Consider the following 22390-nt stretch of genomic DNA (forward strand, 5'->3'; position numbering starts at 1 on the left):
GAAGCTGGCGTGTCTACCAATTTCACCATCTGGGCATCATCGTCAACGTCTCCGTCGTCGATGGCGCGCACTATACGGAGACGCCTTTTAACTGTAAACCCCTGTCATGAAAAAAACCAAAAAAAACGCTTCAATGTGCATCGTCCGGCATTTTTCGCGCCGACAAATGGGTTTTAAGCCGGCCTGTGTGCCTGAAATTTCCCGTTTCAATACGCGTATGCCAAACTAACCCGCATATAGACAAGGTGAAATTTATCTAATGGCCGATTGGCAGTCCCTCGATCCCGAGGCCGCTCGTGAAGCGGAAAAATACGAAAACCCCATTCCTAGCCGCGAGCTTATCCTGGCGCACCTGTCCGAGCGTGGATCGCCGGCCAGTCGCGAGGAGCTGGTGGATGAGTTCGGTCTGACCACTGAAGATCAGATCGAGGCTCTGCGCCGCCGCCTTCGTGCCATGGAGCGCGATGCGCAACTGATTTACACCCGCCGTGGCACCTACGCGCCGGTGGACAAGCTCGACCTGATCCTCGGCCGCATCGCCGGTCACCGCGACGGCTTCGGCTTCCTGATCCCGGATGACGGCAGCGACGACCTGTTCATGAGCCCGGCGCAAATGCGCCTGGTGTTCGATGGCGACCGCGCCCTGGCGCGGGTTTCCGGCCTGGATCGGCGCGGACGCCGTGAAGGCGTGATCGTCGAAGTGGTGTCCCGTGCTCACGAGAGCATCGTCGGGCGTTACTTCGAGGAGGGCGGCATCGGCTTCGTGGTCGCGGATAACCCGAAGATCCAGCAGGAAGTGCTGGTGACCCCGGGCCGCAACGCCGACGCCCGGGTCGGGCAGTTCGTCGAGGTGAAAATCACCCACTGGCCGACGCCGCGCTTCCAGCCCCAGGGCGATGTGATCGAAGTGGTGGGCAACTACATGGCGCCCGGCATGGAGATCGATGTCGCGCTGCGCACCTACGACATTCCCCACGTCTGGCCCGAGGCCGTGCTCAAGGAGGCGGCCAAGCTCAAGCCGGAAGTCGAGGAGAAGGACAAGGAGAAGCGCATTGACCTGCGCCATCTGCCGTTCGTCACCATCGACGGCGAAGACGCCCGCGACTTCGACGATGCGGTCTATTGCGAAGCCACGCCAGGCAAACTGCGGCTGTTCTCCGGCGGCTGGAAGTTGTACGTGGCGATTGCCGACGTTTCCAGCTATGTGAAGATCGGTTCGGCGCTGGACGCCGAATCCCAGGTGCGCGGCAACTCGGTGTACTTCCCCGAGCGTGTCGTACCGATGCTGCCTGAGCAATTGTCCAACGGCCTGTGCTCGTTGAACCCGCATGTCGACCGCTTGGCGATGGTCTGTGAAATGACCATCAACAAAAGCGGGCAGATGACCGACTACGTGTTCTACGAAGCGGTGATCCACTCCCATGCGCGCCTGACCTACAACAAGGTCAGCGCGATCCTGGAGCAGCCGAAGACCACCGAGGCGAAGAAACTGCGTGGCGAGTATTCGGAAGTGGTTCCGGACCTCAAGCAGCTCTACGCCCTGTACAAGGTGTTGCTGGCGGCGCGGCATACCCGTGGCGCCATCGACTTCGAAACCCAGGAAACGCGGATCATCTTCGGTTCCGAGCGCAAGATCGCGGAAATCCGTCCGACCACCCGCAACGACGCGCACAAGCTGATCGAAGAATGCATGCTGGCGGCCAACGTGGCCACCGCCGAGTTCCTCAAGAAGCACGAGATTCCGGCGTTGTACCGGGTGCACGACGGTCCGCCGCCGGAGCGCCTGGAAAAACTCCGCGCCTTCCTCGGTGAGCTGGGCCTGTCCCTGCACAAGGGCAAGGACGGTCCGTCGCCGAAGGATTACCAGGCGTTGCTGGCCAGTATCCAGAGCCGCCCGGATTTCCACCTGATCCAGACCGTGATGCTGCGCTCCCTGAGCCAGGCGGTGTACAGCGCCGACAACCAGGGCCACTTCGGCCTGAATTACGAGGCCTACACCCACTTCACCTCGCCGATCCGCCGTTACCCGGACCTGCTGACGCATCGTGCGATCCGCAGCGTCATCCACTCCAAGCAGGATACGCCGCACGTGCGGCGTGCCGGCGCGATGACCATTCCGAAGGCGCGGATCTATCCGTACGACGAAGCGGCGCTGGAGCAGTTGGGCGAACAGTGCTCGATGAGCGAGCGGCGTGCCGACGAAGCCACCCGTGACGTGGTGAACTGGCTCAAGTGCGAGTTCATGAAGGATCGCGTGGGCGAGTCGTTCCCGGGCGTGGTCACCGCGGTGACCGGTTTCGGCCTGTTCGTCGAGCTGACCGATATCTACGTCGAAGGCCTGGTGCATGTCACCGCCTTGCCGGGTGATTACTACCATTTCGATCCGGTTCATCACCGTCTGGCGGGCGAGCGCACCGGTCGCAGCTTCCGTCTTGGCGACACGGTGGAAGTGAAGGTCATGCGCGTCGACCTCGACGAGCGCAAGATCGACTTCGAAATGGCTGAGAAAACCCTCAGCGCGCCGATCGGTCGCAAGAAGCGTGGGACTGAAACCAGCGCTCCCGCTCCTGCCGCTGTCGAAAAAGCCCCGGAGCCGGCCAAGGCCGGGCGTCGTGGCGCAACCGCGAAGAAATCGGACGAGGCTTATCGGCCCAGCGATGCGGCGGCGAAAAACGCCGAAGTGCGCAGGAGTCGTGAACTGAAGCAGGCGTTGTTGGCCGAAGCCAAGAACGGCGGTAAAGGCAAGACCGAGGGAAAGCCCGCGCACGGGGCTCCGTCGGAGAAGCCGAGCAAGCATCGTAAAGGTCCGCCAAAGGCGGGCGCTGGTCCCGCGAAAAGCGGCGGGGCGCGTAAACCCAAGGGCAAGTCATGAGTCAGTTGGAAAAAATCTACGGCGTGCATGCCGTAGAGGCGTTGTTGCGTCATCACCCGAAGCGCGTCAAGCAGATCTGGCTGGCCGAAGGCCGCAGTGATCCGCGGGTCCAGGTGTTGCTGGGGCTGGCCGCGGAAAACCGGGTGTCGGTCGGTCAGGCCGAGCGCCGCGAGATGGATGCCTGGGTCGAAGGCGTGCACCAGGGCGTGGTAGCGGACGTCAGTCCGAGCCAGGTCTGGGGTGAGGCGATGCTCGACGAGTTGCTCGATCGCACCGAAGGCGCGCCGTTGATTCTGGTGCTCGACGGCGTGACCGACCCGCACAACCTTGGCGCTTGCCTGCGCACCGCCGATGCGGCCGGGGCGTTGGCGGTGGTGGTACCCAAGGACAAGTCGGCGACGTTGACGCCGGCGGTGCGCAAGGTGGCCTGCGGCGCGGCGGAAGTGATTCCGCTGGTGGCGGTGACCAACCTGGCGCGGACCCTGGAAAAACTCCAGCAGCGCGGCCTGTGGGTCGTCGGTACGGCGGGAGAGGCGGAGCAGGAGTTGTACCAGCAGGACCTGACCGGCCCGACCATCCTGATCATGGGGGCCGAAGGCAAGGGCATGCGGCGCCTGACCCGCGAGCATTGCGACTATCTGGTGCGCCTGCCGATGGCCGGTAGCGTCAGCAGTCTCAACGTCTCGGTGGCCACCGGTGTGTGCTTGTTCGAAGCGCTGCGCCAGCGCAGCGTCAAGGCTGCCACCAAAAAGGCCTGATTACCGCAAAACCTTTGTGGGAGCTGGCTTGCCAGCGATGACGGCCGAACGGTCACCGCAGGACTTGCCGGCCTCATCGCCGGCAAGCCGGCTCCCACATGGGATGTGTGTCATACGCAAACCCTGTGTCCGACGCCGTCCCCTGTAGGAGCCTGGCTTGCCAGCGATGAGGCCCTTGAGTCTTGCGCTGTCCATCGCTGCCATCGCCGGCAAGTCGGCTCCCACAGGGTTCGCGACTTGCGCTGGGTGATCTGTTCAAATAATCACCAATTGTCTTGCACCCCTCTCGCCCCTTCTCTACAATTGCGCCCCTTGCCGTGATGGCTGGCGCATCTGTGCCTACTCCAGGCAAGACACACAAGTGTCATTCACTCCTTGTCTGACCGTTTTTGAGCGGCAGGCTACAACCCGTAAGGAGCATTCATGCGTCATTACGAAATCATCTTTTTGGTCCACCCGGATCAAAGCGAACAAGTCGGCGGCATGGTAGAGCGTTACACCAAGCTGATCGAAGAAGACGGCGGCAAAATCCACCGTCTGGAAGACTGGGGCCGTCGTCAACTGGCCTATGCAATCAACAATGTTCACAAGGCTCACTACGTGATGCTGAACGTTGAATGCACTGGCAAGGCCCTGGCCGAGCTGGAAGACAACTTCCGCTACAACGATGCTGTGATCCGTAACCTGGTCATCCGTCGCGACGAAGCCGTTACTGGCCAGTCCGAGATGCTCAAGGCTGAAGAAAACCGCAGTGAGCGCCGTGAGCGTCGCGACCGTCCTGAGCACTCCGACGCCGATGGCGTTGAGGGTGATGACAGCGACGCCAGCGATAACGCTGACGAGTAATCCACGGACCTTTTGAGGAGCCAATTACATGGCACGTTTCTTCCGTCGTCGTAAATTCTGCCGCTTCACCGCTGAAGACGTGAAAGAGATCGATTACAAAGATCTCAACACCCTGAAAGCCTACGTATCCGAAACCGGCAAAATCGTTCCAAGCCGTATCACCGGTACCAAAGCTCGTTATCAGCGTCAGCTGGCCACCGCTATCAAGCGCGCCCGCTTCCTGGCCCTGCTGGCCTACACCGACAGCCACGGCCGCTGAGACCGGGCAGTCGACACGCAGTAAAGGATTGAATGCATGCGCGCCTTAGCTGGATTCATCATGCGCGGACGTATGCAGGCCATGCTCGTCGTGGCCGGATCTGCGGCATTGCCGCTGTTGTTCTGGTTGAGTGCCGCCGCCGGGTGCCTTGTGCTCCTGCGGCGCGGTTCGGACGCCCTTGGCGTCATTGGTCTGGGTGTGTTGTCGGTGCTGCTGTTCTGGCACTTCAATATCCAGAAAGACCCCACGGCCCTTTTGGTGCTGCTCGGGTCTTGCAGCCTGGCGTTGGTTTTACGCGCTGGCTACTCCTGGAACCGCGTGCTGCTGGTCAGCATGGCTGTAGGGTTGGCATGTGCGGTGAGTCTGGGGACGATTTTCAGTCCCTTCATCGAAGGGTTGGCGCAGACGTTTGAACAAGTCGTGCCGCTGGCTCTCGGTGAGGTCTACCACAAGTTGTCGGTAGATCAGCGAGCGTTCCTCGCGTCACTGGCCGTGCCCCTGTTGATCACCTCAACGGCGATCTCGCTGCAGGTCTTTAGTGTGATGTGCCTGATTCTTGGGCGCTATTGGCAAGCGTTGTTGTACAACCCCGGTGGTTTCGGACGCGAGTTTCGCGCGATCCGGATCCCCAAGAAGGTGGCCCTGTCGCTGCTGGCCGTCATGTTTGTCGCGCCGTTTATCGGCCTGCATGCATTGATTTTGTTGCCGCTGTGCGGTGTTCCACTGGTCTTCGCCGGCCTGGCCCTGATTCACGGGCTGGTGGCGCAGAAGAAGCTGGCCAGTTTCTGGTTGGTGGGGATGTACGTCACGCTCGTGCCATTCATGCACTTGCTCGGTCCGTTGCTCATGGTATTGGCCATTGTCGACAGCCTGATTGATTTTCGCGGACGCCTGGCGTCGAAAGACGCCGATAACGGTTCCGCGAACGGTGAAGGTTAAAAGTTAAGAGGATTTCCACATGCAACTGATCCTTCTGGAAAAAATCGCCAACCTGGGCAACCTGGGCGATAAGGTAAACGTTAAGGCCGGTTACGGTCGTAACTACCTGCTGCCATTCGGCAAAGCCACCGCTGCGACCGCTGCCAACCTGGCTGCGTTCGAAGAGCGTCGCGCTGAGCTGGAAAAAGCCGCAGCAGACAAGAAAGCTTCGGCTGAATCGCGTGCCGCCCAACTGGCTGAGCTGGAAGTGACCATCACTGCCACCGCCGGTGACGAAGGCAAGCTGTTCGGTTCGATCGGCACCCACGACATCGCTGATGCCCTGACCGCCTCCGGCGTTGAAGTGGCAAAAAGCGAAGTGCGTCTGCCGAACGGCACCATCCGTAACGTGGGTGAATTCGACGTGGCCGTGCATCTGCACGCCGAAGTCGAAGCAACCGTACGCGTTGTCGTGGTGGCTGCTTAAGCAGTACCCAATCGTCTGGCGACTTGTGCGCCAGACGGTTAACATCGGGCACGACTCTGTTCATTCAGGTCGTGCCCTTTGTTTTTTTGGCAACGTCCTTTTGCAAACCCCCTAATTCCAAGTGGCCATGAACGATATCTCCGCTCCCGAGCAATACGATCTGCAAACCGCCGCGCTGAAAGTGCCGCCGCATTCCATCGAGGCCGAACAGGCCGTGCTCGGTGGTCTGATGCTGGACAACAACGCCTGGGAGCGCGTGCTCGATCAAGTCTCGGACGGCGACTTCTATCGACATGACCACCGCCTGATCTTCCGCGCCATTGCCAAGCTGGCCGATCAGAACATGCCGATCGACGTGGTGACCTTGGCCGAGCAGTTGGACAAGGAAGGGCAGACCTCCCAGGTCGGCGGCCTGGGCTATCTGACGGAGCTGGCGAAGAACATTCCGTCGGTGGCCAACATCAAGGCCTACGCGGCGATCGTTCGCGAGCGAGCGACCCTGCGCCAGTTGATCGGCATCAGCACTGAAATCGCCGACACCGCGTTCAACCCGCAAGGGCGTACCGCTTCCGAGATTCTCGACGAAGCCGAGCGGCAGATTTTTCAGATCGCCGAAGCGCGGCCCAAGACCGGCGGTCCGGTCAGCGTCAACGACCTGCTGACCAAGGCCATCGACCGGATCGATACGCTGTTCAACACCGACAACGCCATCACCGGTCTGTCCACCGGCTACACCGACCTCGACGAGAAGACCAGTGGCCTGCAACCGTCCGACCTGATCATCGTCGCCGGCCGTCCGTCCATGGGTAAGACCACCTTCGCCATGAACCTGGTGGAGAACGCGGTGCTGCGCAGCGACAAGGTGGTGCTGGTGTACTCCCTGGAGATGCCAGGCGAATCGCTGATCATGCGTATGCTGTCTTCCCTCGGGCGGATCGACCAGACCAAGGTCCGCGCCGGTCGTCTGGAAGACGACGACTGGCCGCGGCTGACCTCGGCGGTCAACCTGCTCAACGACCGCAAGCTGTTTATCGACGATACGGCCGGTATCAGCCCGTCGGAAATGCGTGCGCGGACCCGCCGCCTGGTGCGTGAGCACGGCGAGATCGGCCTGATCATGATCGACTACCTGCAGTTGATGCAGATCCCCGGTTCCAGCGGTGACAACCGGACCAACGAGATTTCCGAGATTTCCCGCTCCCTCAAGGCCCTGGCCAAGGAATTCAACTGCCCGGTGGTGGCCCTGTCCCAGCTCAACCGCTCCCTCGAGCAACGGCCGAACAAGCGTCCGGTGAACTCCGACTTGCGCGAATCCGGAGCGATCGAGCAGGACGCCGACGTCATCATGTTCGTCTACCGGGACGAGGTCTATCACCCGGAAACCGAACACAAGGGCATCGCCGAAATCATCATCGGCAAACAGCGTAACGGCCCGATCGGTTTTATTCGCCTGGCTTTTATCGGCAAGTACACGCGCTTCGAGAACCTCGCGCCGGGCAGCTACAACTTCGATGATGACGAGTAAGTCGAACATTTCGTCAGCCGGCTTGCAGATTCACGGACTTGCTTCGGGCGGCGCGAATACAGTGCGCACCCCCGCTTCGCTGTAGCCGTAATTCCAGCGCAGTTCTTCATCGGCGGGAATAGCCCGGGTGGTAAAGAAAGCGCTCAGGTGGAACGACTCAAGGCGACCTTCGCCCATATCGACATCGACGGGAAACGACGCGCCTTCGACGTTGTAGCCGGCGACGGCTTGCCGGACCGGGACGTTTTCCTCGTATTCGAAAATGGAATTGATGCGCGAAATGATGTTGTCTCCCGACAGCATCAGTCGATCCCATTTCGGTCGGCTGGGCCGGGGCGCCGGCAAAATGTCGATCACGAACGGATCCCGACGGGCATTGCTGACGTGAAACGGGATGAAACTACCGCCATACACCCCAATGGCTTCCCCGGCTTTCAACGGTTTTCTGGCAACGACCATGGCCTGGCCGATCAGGCTTTGCTCCTGGGGAACCTTGGCATCCTGTTCGGTGAACTCCCGCAATAGCAGCTTCTCCTCGTACAGTTTGGCGGTCTCTTCATGGGTCGCCCATTTCAAATACGGCAGGATGTCCTTGGCCGGGTAGCGTATTCCCGAGTTGCTGATGTTACTCATATGCTGGATTTTTTTGATGCGCAGAGGATTGCCTGACAGGTCTCTTATGGGATAACGGCCATTGTTCACGCGGTCATAGTCACCTATTTTGTTGGGTGAGCGCTGATAGGATTTGATGACTTTCATCCGCCGCAGGTCTTCGGCGGTGAAGGGCTCGGGCTTGATGTACTCAAGCGCCGAGACCATTTCAGAGTCACTGTCCACAAGCTCTATCTTGCTTTGTCCCGGGCCCGGCGCTCCGCCTTTCAAGCCGATGGCGGTATTGATTTCCCAATGACCGGCCTTTCGTCGTAGCACCGGGCGATACCAGCGAAAAGGGTTGCGGGCGTCGATCAGTTTCCAGCCAAGGTCTGAAGATTCGACCTGGTAGTAGTGCCCCGCCTCCTGGATGTAGTGCCGGGAAAAGGTGTCCTGATACAGACCATCGTCCACGAGGTGGAGGTCGCCCGGTGGTGTTTTCAGCGCGAAGTAAGTATCCGGCGCAATGCCGGGATGCGAAGACGCAAGGGGCTCGGGAGAAGACCGGAGCTGGCGCACGGCCGCTGGCGAAGAGCTCAATTGCCGGATCTTGTGGAGCAGTGATTGCTTGAGGGTGATGTCTTGATTCGGGCCCGTAACGCCCAGGTTGTCGAGCTCGGTTTTGGGCAGGGCTTGCCGGATCGCCGTATAGAGCTCGCTCGGCGCCAGGATTTGTCGATCGTCGGTGTCGTAGACCCGATAGCGCGAGTCTTCACGGAGCAGGCGCCTGACGGTCGTTGCCCGGTCATTGCCGACACTGGCCAGCGGGGGCTCGGCCAGCGAGTCCGAATACAGTTCCAGGCGAACCTTGCCCGACCAACCGGGGAGCGCTTCAAGGGTGTGGAACACCAGTTGGTCTGAAGCCGGATTGGCTGTCGTGGGCAGATAAAGACCTTCATAAAGTCGAGCGGTATCCACCCCCTGCATCGAGAGCTCGGTTTCTTCTTTCAGGTAGGGCAGCAAGCTTTTCTGCTTCAGGATCTGCTCGGCTTCGGCGGGATTGATGGATCTGGCCAAGGCCTGCACATAGCTCTTGGGCAGGTTTGGAAAGTCCTGTCGAATCTGTTCGAGCAGCGGGCCTTCGACGTGTTCGCTGTTTCGATAAAGGGCCTCGAACTGTTGCGCCGGGTTCTGCTCGGCGATCCCGGAAGGGCTGCTGCTGGCCTTGCCCGAGGGGCTTTCCGGCAGGCGCCGATGTTGGGTTTGCCTGGCGAGCCGGAAGCGTTTCAAGGTGTCGGTCAATTGCGCCGGCGGTGACTGGTTAGCGAGATGAAGTTGAAGCAACGATTGCGAATCGGTTGCGCTGGCGTGCAGGATCGGCGCCAGGTCCTCATGCTGGATGGCCGCTGCAAGCGGTCCCAAGCGCTTGAGTCGTTTCAGGTCATCCCAGTCTTGTGGTTTTTCATACCGGGTGCGCCAGGCCCCGGCCCCGTTTTGCAGCAAGGGCGGTGAATACGCCCAGGGGTCGTGGGGATGTCGAATGGACCACTCGGGTGGATCGCCAGCACTGCCCACCTCATAGAGTTGCTCGTCCAGCGCCAGGTAGTGCTTGTCCTGGTAGTCGTAGAGACCCTGTTCATCGGGGAGCAGCGCTTCAGGCAGTTCAAGGGGTTGCCGATAGGGCGTCAAGTCCGGCTTCCATAAGCAGGACGTGCCGGGTGAGGGTTCGACGCGAATCAGCGACTTGACGAACCGACCGGCCTTGATGGCGCCCGCGCTTGCCCCCATGAGTGCGACCTGCTCGGCGATGTCCATCAGGTAGTTGAGGGCTTCAACCTGCTCATGACGTCTCCAGGCATTGAATCCTTGATACACCTCATGGATCAGTTGGGCTCCGGTGAAGATCAGCAGAATATCGCCTACCAGCGGTATGAACGACACGGCTAGCCCCAATGCGCTCAGACCGGCCTTTTCGTAAGTTTGTAACAGGCGTTGATGAGCTTGGCTGTCGAGATCCGCTGTAGGGGGGACGACTTCCCGTCCATGGCGTTCGATCTGCCGTATGCGCTGGGCGCGCAGGCTTTGGAATACGTTGCCTTCCACTGGGTGTCGCGTCAGCAACAATGAATCAGCTGCCGGAATCTGCGTGTTTGGTTTCCATTTTTGCCACATGGCGCGTTTGATCATCTGGCTGAGCAGCTCTCCTTGATCGCTGGTTGGGAGGAATCGTGAAAAGAACCGTGTGTAGCTGTGTGACAGCAGCCTGTGGCTTAGCTCGTCTTCGAAATCCCTGAGGGAGTCGTAGCGCGCCAAGGAGCTGATCGGATCCTGCGGTATGTAGACGATGCAGGGGTGGCTACCATCCTCGGCGTCCAGTCCGATGACCAGCACCTCGCTGAGGTCCATACCAAGGAATTTGAGCCGAGAGCAGGGCTGGGTGCCATACCTGACGACATAGCGGTTGTTCAGCACGTCGAGCAATGCGTGGTAGTCGGCTATCGAGATCTCTTTTTTGATTCTGGCCAGATGTATCGTTACGGCAAAGGCGTCGGTATAGCTCTTGAGCAGAGCATCCTGGGTGCGGCTGGCGTCATCGCCATCGGCTTGGGCAGGAGGCTTGAGAGCTGAGCGCAGGTGAGCCTGGTAAAGGCTGCCGAAGTCGAGGCTGCGGCAGACCAGGGCGAACGCCTCGGGTTTGATCCGGGTTTTGCCGCCTTGGACTCTGGGCGCCGAGTAAATCCCCGAGCCCGCGCCGAAGGTCTCGGCGCTGGTGAGCGATTCGTCGAAGTTGCGCAGGGCGGCGGATAAGAGGCTTTGTTCGCTGGTCTCGCCCTGGAGCGAAATCAATCCGAAGAAATAGTTGTTTTTGCGCACGTGTACGAAGGTCGCCCGTTCGACATCCAGGTGGAGTTGGAAGTTGAAGGCGATGGCCCGTTCCAGCAGCGGCTTGATGAATTGCGCGGGCGATTGCAGTTTTGCCAGCAGCTGCTGGACGTCATGCCGGGAATGGCAACTGGCGATCAGGCTCTGGCGCAAGGCCTTGCGTTGATCCTGGGGCGTATCGAGCAGCCAGGCTGGCAAATGATCTTTAATGATATCGAAATGCATTGGGTCGTTCGGGGCGGGGGGAGATGCGCTCGTCATGGCGGTCGCCTTGCTGGTTTTTTGAAGGACCAGCTAACGACAAGGCGGTTGTACGGCTGCACTAGATAGTTGTCGGCCAGCGTTCGGGAGATGGGCGTGGGTAAAACCAACTGTTATCGTCGGACTTGATCAAAATTTGTGCTATATTCCGCGCCCGCGAATTTTCATCTCGACACCGGTCATCGCCATGCAAGCAGCCAAGCCGTTATTTGACTATCCCAAGTACTGGGCCGAATGTTTCGGGCCAGCGCCCTTCCTGCCCATGAGCCGGGAAGAGATGGATCAGCTTGGCTGGGATTCCTGCGACATCATCATCGTCACCGGTGATGCCTACGTTGACCATCCGTCCTTCGGCATGGCGATTATCGGCCGGCTGCTGGAGTCCCAGGGCTTCCGCGTCGGGATCATTGCCCAGCCGAACTGGCAGTCCAAGGACGACTTCATGAAGCTTGGCGAGCCGAACCTGTTCTTCGGGGTCGCGGCCGGCAACATGGACTCTATGATCAACCGTTACACCGCCGACAAGAAAATCCGCTCCGATGATGCCTACACGCCCGGCGGCCTGGCCGGCAAGCGTCCGGATCGCGCCAGCCTGGTCTACAGCCAGCGCTGCAAGGAGGCCTACAAGCATGTGCCGATCGTCCTCGGCGGCATCGAGGCCTCGCTGCGCCGGATCGCCCACTACGACTACTGGCAGGACCGCGTGCGCAACTCGATCCTGATCGACGCCAGCGCCGATATCCTGCTCTACGGCAACGCCGAGCGGGCGATTGTCGAAGTCGCTCAGCGCCTGTCCTACGGCCACAAGATCGAAGACATCACCGATGTACGCGGCACCGCGTTCATTCGCCGCGACACGCCGGCAGGTTGGTACGAAGTCGACTCCACGCGCATCGACCGGCCGGGCAAGGTCGACAAGATCATCAACCCCTATGTGAACACCCAGGACACCCAGGCCTGCGCCATCGAGCAGGAAAAGGGGCCAGTGGAAGATCCGCAGGAAGCCAAGGTCGTGCAGATCCTGGCCAGCCCACGGATGACCCGCGACAAGACTGTGATCCGCCTGCCGTCGGTGGAAAAGGTCCGTGGCGACGCGGTGCTTTATGCCCACGCCAACCGTGTGTTGCACCTGGAAACCAACCCGGGCAACGCCCGTGCGCTGGTACAGAAGCATGGCGATGTGGACGTCTGGTTCAATCCGCCGCCCATTCCGATGACTACTGAGGAAATGGACTACGTGTTCGGCATGCCTTATCAGCGCGTCCCGCACCCGGCGTATGGCAAGGAGAAGATCCCGGCCTACGACATGATCCGTTTCTCGGTGAACATCATGCGTGGCTGCTTCGGCGGCTGTACGTTCTGCTCCATTACCGAGCACGAAGGGCGGATCATCCAGAACCGTTCCGAAGAGTCGATCATTCGCGAGATCGAAGAGATCCGCGACAAGGTGCCGGGCTTTACCGGGGTGATTTCCGATCTCGGCGGCCCGACCGCGAACATGTATCGCATTGCCTGCAAGAGCCCGGAAATCGAATCCGCGTGCCGCAAGCCGTCGTGCGTGTTCCCCGGCATCTGCCCGAACCTGAACACCGATCATTCGTCGTTGATCCAGCTCTATCGCAGCGCCCGTGCCTTGCCGGGTGTAAAGAAGATCCTGATCGCCTCCGGCCTGCGCTACGACCTCGCGGTCGAGTCGCCGGAGTACGTGAAAGAACTGGTGACCCATCACGTCGGCGGCTATCTGAAGATCGCCCCGGAGCATACCGAGGAAGGTCCGCTCAACCAGATGATGAAGCCGGGCATCGGCAGCTATGACAAGTTCAAGCGCATGTTCGAGAAGTACTCCAAGGAAGCCGGGAAAGAGCAGTACCTGATTCCGTACTTCATTGCCGCGCACCCGGGCACCACCGACGAAGATATGATGAACCTGGCGCTGTGGCTCAAGGGCAACGGCTTCCGGGCCGACCAGGTGCAGGCGTTCTACCCGTCGCCGATGGCCACCGCCACGGCCATGTACCACTCGGGCAAGAACCCATTGCGCAAGGTCACCTACAAGAGCGACGCGGTGACCATCGTCAAGAGCGAGGAGCAGCGCCGGTTGCACAAGGCGTTCCTGCGCTACCACGATCCGAAGGGCTGGCCGATGCTGCGCGAGGCCTTGCAACGGATGGGCCGTGGCGACCTGATCGGGCCGGGCAAGGACCAGTTGATCCCGCTGCACCAGCCGGCGACCGACAGCTACCAGAGCGCGCGCCGGAAGAACTCGACACCGGCCGGCAGCCACAAGGTGGCGAAGGACACGACCACCAAGATCCTGACTCAGCACACCGGCCTGCCGCCCCGTGGCAGCGATGGTGGCAATGCCTGGGACAAACGCGAACAGGCCAAGGCCGCGGCGTTTGCCCGTAACAAGCAGGCCGCCAAGGAGCGTACCGACGCGGCCAAGGGCAAAGGCAAGAAGCCGACCCGCAAGCCGGTGGTGCCGCGCTGATTGCAGGTTGAGTGATGGCGTTTTGCGTTCTAGTGGCCGCGAGAGTCGTTTGTTAAGGTGACGTGATTCCCACGTCACCCGACGACAAGCCTTCTCTTCAAGGATGAACACTTGTGAGCAACCCGCTCCCTGGCATCGGCATGGATTCCAGCCCTTCGCAATTCCTCGCTCGCCAACGTATCGAAAGCCAGATCAACCTGCCGAAGCTCTTTGCGGCGATTGATGCCGACCCTGGCATCGTCGGGGCCGGCGTGGTCTATATCGGCGTCGACTTCAGCGTCGTCACCCTGCGCGAGTTCCAGCCGATCTGCAGCATCAAGCCCAAGCGCATCATCTTGCGCGAGGCGCAGAAGTACATTGCGCCGGTGCAGTTCGCCCAGCAGGTGCAGGACAATCCCCGTGAGTCACGGTTGGTTGGAGAAGCGATCAATACCACCTTGTCCTGCGCGGGGGCGGTGATCGGCTGGGTGGTGGTGTTGAGTGGCTCGGTGGCGGTTCCCTTCTCGGCCGGGGCCAGTTCGGTGGTGGTTGCCATTGGCTACACCGCAGCCGTCGCCAGTACCGCGCAATGCGCCATCGGGGGATACCGAACGGTCAACGAAGCGGTCAATCCTGCGCGCAATGACGATCTGGATAGCGAGGCCTGGTATCAGTACGCCTCGATAGCCCTGGATGCTGCTTCGTTGATGGGGGTTGGGGCATCATCCCTGACGACCCTCAAGCTGGTGCGCATGACCAAGGCCACCACCGGCAAGACCGTTCGTGAGGTGCTGCGCGGGCTTAGCCGTCAGGAGCGTTCGAAGTTGACCAAGGAACTGTTGAGCATCAACGATCCCAGGCTGACCCCGAAAATGCTCAAGTTGAAACAGCTGGCCGGCGAGTTGCCCAAGCGTTTCACGCCCACCGAGATCAAACATGCCACAGTGACCCAGATCAAGGACTCCCTGGGGGCCGCCATTGGACTGACTGGCAGCGCCTTGTCCGGCAACGTGAAAACCATCGCCGTCGGGCTTTACGAGGAGATTGAGGAATAATGGAAGACCTGAGCCTGCCGCGTTTCCTGGCGCACTACTTCCCCACCTTCATCGGCGGGATTTTTGCGGCGTTGATCTCCGTCTCCTGTGGCGTGCCGCTGGTGGGTGACCACTTTTTCCCTGACGCCTCGTTAGGCGAGCAGGCGACCGGCATGTTTATCGCGGTCGTGGCACTGGCATTGGTGGTGGTTCACTGCAATTTCATGATTGTGCGCGGTCGTCCTCAATGGGTTCGGGGACTGGTTCTGCTATTCGCGCTTTGTTTTTTGAGTGTGTTGCCGACCATCGAGTCTCACCCTCATCGAGTCATTTACGGATTGGCTGTCTTTGCACCGCTTATTGGCCTGCTGCTGCTCAACAGCAAACGCCACCGCGAAATGCGCAGCAAGCTCGTCGACATCCGCCACCAGCGCGAAGCCCTGAAAAATGCCCTGAAGACCCGGCGAAAAACGCGCGGATAACGGCGTTCGACCATTCGCCCCGTTTCTGTGCGACTCTCTGCACTACGCCCGCAAGCTGGCGCCATTCTGGTGCTGTGCTTAGCTGAGCGAGCACGACTCACGCCGAAAGCGCGGGGCTTGGCCAAGTGGCATAAGTCTTGCGCGCACAGGTATAAGCCCAGGCTCGCAGGAGGCACGCCGTGTCGATCCATGTCGCATTGCACCATGTCACGCATTACCGCTATGAACGCGCCATCGAGCTCGGTCCGCAGATCGTTCGCCTGCGTCCGGCCGCCCACAGTCGCACGCGGATTTTGTCCTATGCGCTGAAGGTCCAGCCCGAGCAGCATTTCATCAACTGGCAACAGGATCCCCAGGGCAACTACCTGGCGCGCCTGGTGTTCCCGGAAAAAACCGCGGAGCTGCGCATCGAGGTCGACCTGGTCGCCGAGATGGCGGTGTTCAATCCGTTCGACTTTTTCCTCGAACCCTACGCCGAGAAAATCCCGTTTACCTACGCCGCCGATGAAAAGCACGAGCTGTCGCCGTACCTGGAAAAGCTGCCGCTGACGCCGAAGTTCCAGGCCTACCTGGATGGCATCGACCGCACGCCGCTGCCCAGCGTGGATTTCCTGGTGGCTCTCAACCAGCGCCTGAGCGAAGACATCGGTTACCTGATCCGCATGGAGCCCGGCGTGCAGACGCCCGAGCAGACCCTCGTCAACGCCTCCGGCTCCTGCCGCGACTCGGCCTGGTTGCTGGTGCAGCTGCTGCGTCACCTGGGGCTGGCGGCGCGTTTTGTTTCCGGCTACCTGATCCAGCTCACCGCCGACGTGAAGGCCCTCGACGGCCCGTCCGGCACCGAGGTCGATTTCACCGACCTGCACGCCTGGTGCGAAGTCTATCTGCCGGGTGCCGGCTGGATCGGCCTGGACGCCACTTCCGGGCTGTTCGCCGGCGAAGGGCATATTCCGTTGGCCTGCAGCCCCGATCCCTCGTCAGCGGCGCCGATCAGCGGCCTGGTGGAACCCTGCGAGTGCGAGTTCAGCCACGAAATGTCGGTGGAGCGGATCTGGGAGGCGCCGCGCGTCACCAAGCCCTACACCGAGGAGCAATGGCTGGCGATCCAGGCCTTGGGCCGGCAGATCGACGCCGACCTGCTTGAAGGCGATGTGCGCCTGACCATGGGCGGCGAGCCGACCTTTGTCTCCATCGATGACCCGGACGGCGCCGAGTGGAACACTGCGGCCCTGGGCCCGGACAAACGCCGGCTGTCCGCCGAACTGTTCCAGCGCATGCGCAAGCGTTATGCCCCGCAAGGCCTGGTGCATTTCGGCCAGGGCAAGTGGTACCCCGGCGAGCAATTGCCGCGCTGGTCGCTCAATAGCTACTGGCGCCGCGACGGCGTGCCAATCTGGCACAACAGCGCGCTGATTGCCGACGAGCAGGAAGACTATGGCGCCGACGGCGCAATGGCCGGGCGTTTCCTGGCGAGTGTCGCCGAACGTCTGAAACTGCCGACCCGCTTTGTTTTTCCAGCCTACGAGGACAATTTCTACTACCTGTGGCGCGAGGGGCAATTGCCGATCAACGTCACGGCCACAGACCCACGACTGGATGACGAACTGGAGCGCGCGCGGCTGCGCAAGGTGTTCTCCCAGGGTCTGGACAAGGTGATTGGCCAGGTCCTGCCGCTGGCCCGTACCGCGGCCAATGACCGTTGGCAGAGCGGACGCTGGTACCTGCGGGATAGTCATTGCCGGCTGGTGCCGGGGGACTCACCGCTGGGTTACCGTCTGCCATTGGCTTCGCAACCTTGGGTGACGGCAGCGGAGTATCCGTTCGTGCACCCGACCGATCCGAACCAGGATTTGCCCGAGCTGCCGGACACCGAAGCCCTCAAGCTCCACGGCGAGCCGGTGGTGAGCGAAGAGCGAGTGCCGAAGATCGACGAGTCCGCCGCCTGGCTGACCCGCACCGCCTTGTGCGCCGAAGCCCGGGGCGGACGCTTGTATCTGTTCATGCCGCCACTGGAGCGGGTCGAAGACTATCTGGAACTGGTCAGCGCCATTGAAGCCACTGCCGAGGAGCTGCATTGCCCGGTGTTGCTGGAAGGCTACGAGCCACCCCACGATGCGCGCCTGGCGAATTTCAGGATCACCCCGGACCCGGGCGTGATCGAGGTCAATGTGCAGCCGTCCGCTACTTGGGACGAGTTGGTCGAACGCACTGAATTCCTCTACGAAGAGGCGCGCCAGACCCGCCTGACCACCGAGAAATTCATGATCGACGGGCGCCATACCGGCACCGGCGGCGGCAACCATTTTGTCCTCGGCGGCGCAACGCCGGCGGACTCGCCGTTCCTCCGGCGACCGGACCTGCTGCGCAGCCTGATCAGCTATTGGCACAACCACCCGTCGCTGTCCTACCTGTTCTCCGGGTTGTTTATCGGCCCGACCTCCCAGGCGCCGCGGGTGGACGAAGCGCGCAATGACTCGCTGTATGAGCTGGAAATCGCTTTCGCGCAGATACCGCCAGCGGGCGAAGAATGTCCGCCCTGGCTGGTGGACCGCTTGCTGCGTAACTTGCTGATCGACGTGACCGGCAATACCCACCGCGCCGAGTTCTGCATCGACAAGCTCTACTCGCCGGATGGCGCCACGGGGCGCCTCGGCCTGCTGGAGCTGCGCGCCTTTGAAATGCCGCCCCACGCGCGCATGAGCCTGACCCAGCAACTGCTGCTGCGGGCGCTGGTGGCGCGCTTCTGGCGCGAGCCCTATGCGCCGCCCAAGCTGGCGCGCTGGGGCACCGAACTGCACGACCGCTTCCTGTTGCCACATTTTATCGAGCAGGATTTCGCCGATGTCATCGTCGACCTCAACGCCGCCGGCTATCCCCTGCGCGCCGAATGGTTCGCCGCGCACTTGGAGTTCCGCTTCCCGAAAGTCGGCGACTACGCGGTCAACGGCATCGAGCTCGAAGTGCGCCAGGCCCTCGAACCCTGGCATGTGCTGGGCGAGGAGGGCGCGGTCGGCGGCACGGTGCGCTACGTGGACTCGTCGCTGGAGCGCTTGCAGGTCAAGCTGAGTGGCCTGGCGCCGCAACGCTATCTGCTGACCTGCAACGGCGTGGCGGTGCCGCTGCAACCTACCGGGCGGGTCGGCGAATTTGTCGCCGGCGTGCGCTATCGCGCCTGGCAACCGGCCAACTGCCTGCAGCCGACCATCCCGGTGCATGCGCCGCTGGTGTTCGACCTGCTCGACACCTGGATGCATCGTTCCCTCGGTGGTTGCCAGTACCATGTCGCCCATCCGGGTGGGCGCAACTACGAGACCTTGCCGGTCAACGCCAACGAAGCGGAAAGCCGGCGCATGGCGCGCTTCTTCCGCCTTGGCCACAGTCCCGGCACGCTGCCGATTCCGCCGTTGAAGATCAACGACGAACTGCCGATGACATTGGACTTGCGACACACATAAAGCTGACAGGGCGCACGGAGTTTTCGCGTATCCGTGCGTCATCTGTCTGCGTTAACCTGATTGCCCTTGCCGTCTGCCGAGCTTTCCATGCCCGACCTGCTTGACCGCTACCCGCTGACACCGGGGACCTATCACGAACTGCTGGACGACGGCGGCGCCGTGCGTGCGCATTGGCGGCCGCTGATCGACCAGTTGCAACGCAGCACGCCCGCGCAACTGGCTCAGCGCCAGGCCTTGCTGGCCCGGCAGATCCAGGAAAACGGCGTGACTTACAACGTCTACGCCGACCCCAAGGGCGCCGACCGGCCCTGGGAGCTCGACCTGTTGCCGCATATCATCCCAGCCGACGAATGGCAGCGGGTGGCCGCGGGCATTGCTCAGCGGGCACGACTGTTGAATGCGGTGCTGGCCGATCTCTATGGCCCGCAGACCCTGATTCGCGACGGCCTGCTGCCCGCCGAACTGGTCTTTGGCCACAACAACTTCCTCTGGCCCTGCCAGGGCATCCAGCCGCCGGCCGGGACCTTCCTGCACCTGTTCGCCGTCGACCTGGCGCGCACACCGGACGGTCGCTGGTGGGTCACGGCGGATCGGACCCAGGCGCCGTCCGGGGCCGGTTATGCCCTGGAAAACCGCACCATTGTGTCGCGGGCCTTTCCCGACCTGTACCGCGACCTGCGGGTGCATCACCTGGCCGGGTTCTTCCGCACCCTGCAGGAAACCCTGGTACGCCAGGCACCGAGCGATGCCGAAGCACCGCTGGTGGTGCTGCTGACCCCGGGCCGTTTCAACGAAAGCTATTTCGAACACCTCTACCTGGCGCGCCAGTTGGGTTATCCGCTGGTGGAGGGTGGCGACCTGACGGTGCGCGACGCCACGGTCTACCTCAAGACCCTGAGCGGCTTGCAGCGGGTCCACGCGATCATGCGCCGGCTCGACGACGACTTCTGCGATCCGCTGGAACTGCGCACCGACTCGGCCCTGGGCGTGCCCGGTTTGCTGGAGGCGGTGCGTCAGGGCCGGGTGCTGGTGGCCAATGCCCTGGGCAGTGGCGTGCTGGAGTCGCCCGGCCTGTTGGGCTTCCTGCCGAAGATCAACCAGCACCTGTTTGGCGAGGAGTTGCTCCTGCCGTCCATCGCCACCTGGTGGTGTGGCGAGCCGCCGGTGCTGGCCCAAGCTCTGGAAAAACTGCCTGAACTGCTGATCAAACCGGCGTTTCCGTCGCAGAGTTTTGTCCCGGTGTTCGGCCGCGACCTCGATGACGCACAACGCCAGGCCCTGGCCGAGCGCATGCGCGCCCGGCCTTACGCCTATGTTGCCCAGGAGCTGGCGCAATTGTCCCAGGCGCCGATCTGGCAAGCCGAGGAGGGCACCCTGCAACCGCGGGCCATCGGTATGCGCGTATATGCCGTTGCCAGCGCCGAGGGTTATCGGGTACTGCCCGGCGGCCTGACACGGGTGGCGGCGGATGCCGACGCCGAGGTGGTGTCGATGCAGCGCGGCGGTGCGAGCAAGGACACCTGGGTGCTCAGCGAACGCATGCCCAGCGGTGAACATTGGCGTACGCCGCGCTCCCTCGGGGTCCGCGATCTGGTGCGACGCGATCCCTACCTGCCGTCGCGGGTGGTGGAAAACCTGTTCTGGTTTGGTCGCTACTGCGAGCGTTGCGACGACAGCGCGCGCTTGTTGCGGATCATGCTGGCGCGCTATGTCGACGGCGATGATCCCCAGGCCTTGCAGGCGGCGGTGGAACTCGGCGAAAGCCTGATGCTGCTGCCGGAAGAAGGCGAGTTGCCCGAACGCCTGCTGGCGGCCCTGCTCGGCGACGACTGGCCGTTCAGCCTGCGCTCCAATTTGCAGCGCTTGCAGTGGGCGGCGTCCCAGGTGCGCGGCAAGCTGTCGCGAGAAAACTGGCAGGCGCTGGTGGAGCTGCAACGCGAAGCGATGAGTCTGGAAAGCGAAGACCCGAACTTTGGCGAACTGCTGGATTTCCTCAACCGTCTGGTGATGTCCCTGGCGGCGTTATCCGGTTTCGCCCTGGACGATATGACCCGCGACGAGGGTTGGCGCTTTCTGATGATCGGTCGGCGCATCGAGCGCCTGCAGTTTCTCAGCAGCAGCCTGGCGGCCTTCCTGCGCGGCATTGCGGTGTTTGATCAGGCCGGGTTGGCGTGGCTGCTGGAGCTGGGCAACAGCAGCATCACCTACCGTTCGCGCTACCTGGCGGTGCCGCAACTGATCCCGGTGCTCGACCTGTTGCTGCTGGATGAGCAGAACCCCCATGCCGTGCTGTTCCAACTGAAACTGGTGAGTCGCACCTTGCGCCGTTTGAACGATGACTTCGCTGTTCCGCGCGAGTTGGGCCTGAACCAACTGGTCGAGCGCCTGGGACGTTTCGATCTGGGCAATCTGGAAAGCGCCTTGTTCGGCGATACCGGCGTGCGCGAAGTGCTCGATGGCCTGGCCGAGCTGTTGCAGGAAATCGCCGATGCCAGTGGTCAGGTCTCCGATCGCCTGGCCTTGCGGCATTTTGCCCATGTCGACGATATCAGCCAGCAGACGGTGTCCGTGTGATGAGTGCCCTCTACCAGATTTTCCACGATACCCACTATCACTACGACAGCCCGGTGTCGCTGGCCCAGCAGCTTGCCCACTTGTGGCCACGAGCCTGTGACTGGCAGGTGTGCAGCGAGCAGATGTTGAAGATCAGCCCCGAGCCGACCAGCCGTCGCGATGAGCGCGATGTGTTTGGTAATCCGTTGACCCGTCTGGCGTTCGAGCGACCCCACGACGAGCTGCTGGTCAATGCCTGGCTGAATGTCGAGGTGTTGGCGCGGCCGGCGGTGGATTTCAATCTGTCCACCGCCTGGGATGCCACCCGCGGCGCCCTGACCTACAGCGGCCAGGTGTTGAATCCGGAGATCCTTGAGGCGTGCCGTTATCGTTTCGAGTCGCCGTATGTGCATCTGAAGAAAAGCTTCGTCGAGTTTTCCGAGAGCTGCTTCCCGCTCGGGCGCCCGTTGCTGGTGGGCGTCCAGGCGTTGATGGAGAAGATTTTCAGCGAGTTCACCTTCGATGCCGAAGCGACCCAGGTTGCCACGCCGCTGGTGGAGGTGCTGGAGCGCCGGCGCGGGGTCTGCCAGGACTTCGCCCACCTGATGCTCGCCTGCCTGCGCTCGCGGGGCCTGGCAGCGCGTTATGTCAGCGGTTATCTGCTGACCCAGCCACCGCCCGGTCAGCCACGCCTGATCGGCGCCGATGCCTCGCATGCCTGGGTGTCGGTGTTCTGTCCGGTGTCGGGTTGGGTGGATTTCGATCCGACCAACAATGTGCAGCCGGCCCTGGAGCACATCACCCTGGCCTGGGGCCGGGATTTTTCCGATGTGTCGCCGTTGCGTGGGGTGATCCTGGGGGGCGGCAGCCATGACCCGGAAGTGCGGGTGACGGTCATGCCGATGGGGGATGTGGGGCGGCCAGCCAGCTAAGCCGAACACAAGCCTGCCAGGGTCCTGAACCGGCCACTCCGGTCAACGCAACCCTGTAGGAGCC

The 22390-nt window shown here is 61.8% G+C and carries 14 protein-coding genes; 13 read left to right on the forward strand and 1 reads right to left on the reverse strand.

Features of this window, described 5'->3' with window-relative positions; translation table 11 throughout:
- Nucleotides 1–259: 259 nt before the first annotated feature.
- From rnr to dnaB, 7 genes are all read left to right on the forward strand, one after another.
- Complete coding sequence (gene rnr / locus AC07VG_RS14505; protein WP_495001300.1) at nt 260–2872, forward strand: ribonuclease R; 2613 nt, start codon at nt 260–262, stop codon at nt 2870–2872.
- Complete coding sequence (rlmB, locus tag AC07VG_RS14510; protein ID WP_100939697.1) at nt 2869–3630, forward strand: 23S rRNA (guanosine(2251)-2'-O)-methyltransferase RlmB; 762 nt, start codon at nt 2869–2871, stop codon at nt 3628–3630. The genes rnr and rlmB overlap by 4 nt, the downstream gene beginning before the upstream one ends.
- 423 nt (nt 3631–4053) lie before the next feature.
- Entirely contained in the window at nt 4054–4476 is a 423-nt protein-coding gene (rpsF, locus tag AC07VG_RS14515; protein WP_040063859.1) for a 30S ribosomal protein S6, read from the forward strand.
- A gap of 28 nt (nt 4477–4504) precedes the next feature.
- Nucleotides 4505–4735 carry a 30S ribosomal protein S18 gene (gene rpsR / locus AC07VG_RS14520; RefSeq protein WP_002551829.1) on the forward strand — a complete coding sequence of 77 codons (231 nt, stop codon included), beginning with the start codon at nt 4505–4507 and terminating at the stop codon, nt 4733–4735.
- Nucleotides 4736–4771: 36 nt separating this feature from the next.
- A complete protein-coding gene (locus tag AC07VG_RS14525; RefSeq protein WP_495001301.1) occupies nt 4772–5674 on the forward strand; it encodes a hypothetical protein in 903 nt (300 codons plus the stop codon).
- A 19-nt stretch (nt 5675–5693) separates the two neighbouring features.
- On the forward strand, nt 5694–6140 hold the full coding sequence (gene rplI, locus AC07VG_RS14530) for a 50S ribosomal protein L9 (RefSeq protein ID WP_017125059.1): 447 nt from the start codon (nt 5694–5696) through the stop codon (nt 6138–6140).
- A 127-nt stretch (nt 6141–6267) separates the two neighbouring features.
- Entirely contained in the window at nt 6268–7665 is a 1398-nt protein-coding gene (gene dnaB / locus AC07VG_RS14535; protein WP_495001302.1) for a replicative DNA helicase, read from the forward strand.
- Nucleotides 7666–7695: 30 nt separating this feature from the next.
- Here the strand turns inward: dnaB and AC07VG_RS14540 are convergent, their stop codons facing one another.
- On the reverse strand, nt 7696–11292 hold the full coding sequence (locus tag AC07VG_RS14540; protein WP_495021396.1) for a dermonecrotic toxin domain-containing protein: 3597 nt from the start codon (nt 11290–11292) through the stop codon (nt 7696–7698).
- A gap of 295 nt (nt 11293–11587) precedes the next feature.
- Between AC07VG_RS14540 and AC07VG_RS14545 the strand changes: the two genes are divergently transcribed.
- The 6 genes from AC07VG_RS14545 (at nt 11588) to AC07VG_RS14570 (ending at nt 22326) form a co-directional block, all read left to right on the forward strand.
- Entirely contained in the window at nt 11588–13891 is a 2304-nt protein-coding gene (locus tag AC07VG_RS14545) for a YgiQ family radical SAM protein (RefSeq protein WP_495001303.1), read from the forward strand.
- A gap of 113 nt (nt 13892–14004) precedes the next feature.
- Complete coding sequence (gene ssp4, locus AC07VG_RS14550) at nt 14005–14925, forward strand: Ssp4 family T6SS effector (RefSeq protein ID WP_495001304.1); 921 nt, start codon at nt 14005–14007, stop codon at nt 14923–14925.
- A complete protein-coding gene (locus tag AC07VG_RS14555; RefSeq protein WP_495021397.1) occupies nt 14925–15386 on the forward strand; it encodes a hypothetical protein in 462 nt (153 codons plus the stop codon). The genes ssp4 and AC07VG_RS14555 overlap by 1 nt, the downstream gene beginning before the upstream one ends.
- A gap of 179 nt (nt 15387–15565) precedes the next feature.
- Nucleotides 15566–18841, forward strand: coding sequence for a transglutaminase family protein (locus AC07VG_RS14560; protein ID WP_495021398.1), 3276 nt, complete (start codon nt 15566–15568; stop codon nt 18839–18841).
- 87 nt (nt 18842–18928) lie between these two features.
- Nucleotides 18929–21415, forward strand: coding sequence for a circularly permuted type 2 ATP-grasp protein (locus AC07VG_RS14565; RefSeq protein WP_495021399.1), 2487 nt, complete (start codon nt 18929–18931; stop codon nt 21413–21415).
- Nucleotides 21415–22326: a transglutaminase family protein gene (locus tag AC07VG_RS14570; protein ID WP_495001308.1), complete on the forward strand. Its 912-nt coding sequence runs from the start codon at nt 21415–21417 to the stop codon at nt 22324–22326. Before AC07VG_RS14565 ends, AC07VG_RS14570 begins: the two co-directional genes overlap by 1 nt.
- The last annotated feature ends 64 nt before the right edge of the window (nt 22327–22390 follow it).

The organism is Pseudomonas sp. GW821-FHT03C07 (assembly GCF_059420925.1).

What these genes read in the sequence shown, in the direction of transcription:
- rnr (WP_495001300.1), top strand. Translation starts at nt 260, where the DNA reads ATGGCCGATTGGCAGTCCCTCGATCCCGAGGCCGCTCGTGAAGCGGAA.
- rlmB (WP_100939697.1), top strand. Translation starts at nt 2,869, where the DNA reads ATGAGTCAGTTGGAAAAAATCTACGGCGTGCATGCCGTAGAGGCGTTG.
- rpsF (WP_040063859.1), top strand. Translation starts at nt 4,054, where the DNA reads ATGCGTCATTACGAAATCATCTTTTTGGTCCACCCGGATCAAAGCGAA.
- rpsR (WP_002551829.1), top strand. Translation starts at nt 4,505, where the DNA reads ATGGCACGTTTCTTCCGTCGTCGTAAATTCTGCCGCTTCACCGCTGAA.
- AC07VG_RS14525 (WP_495001301.1), top strand. Translation starts at nt 4,772, where the DNA reads ATGCGCGCCTTAGCTGGATTCATCATGCGCGGACGTATGCAGGCCATG.
- rplI (WP_017125059.1), top strand. Translation starts at nt 5,694, where the DNA reads ATGCAACTGATCCTTCTGGAAAAAATCGCCAACCTGGGCAACCTGGGC.
- dnaB (WP_495001302.1), top strand. Translation starts at nt 6,268, where the DNA reads ATGAACGATATCTCCGCTCCCGAGCAATACGATCTGCAAACCGCCGCG.
- AC07VG_RS14545 (WP_495001303.1), top strand. Translation starts at nt 11,588, where the DNA reads ATGCAAGCAGCCAAGCCGTTATTTGACTATCCCAAGTACTGGGCCGAA.
- AC07VG_RS14555 (WP_495021397.1), top strand. Translation starts at nt 14,925, where the DNA reads ATGGAAGACCTGAGCCTGCCGCGTTTCCTGGCGCACTACTTCCCCACC.
- AC07VG_RS14565 (WP_495021399.1), top strand. Translation starts at nt 18,929, where the DNA reads ATGCCCGACCTGCTTGACCGCTACCCGCTGACACCGGGGACCTATCAC.
- AC07VG_RS14570 (WP_495001308.1), top strand. Translation starts at nt 21,415, where the DNA reads ATGAGTGCCCTCTACCAGATTTTCCACGATACCCACTATCACTACGAC.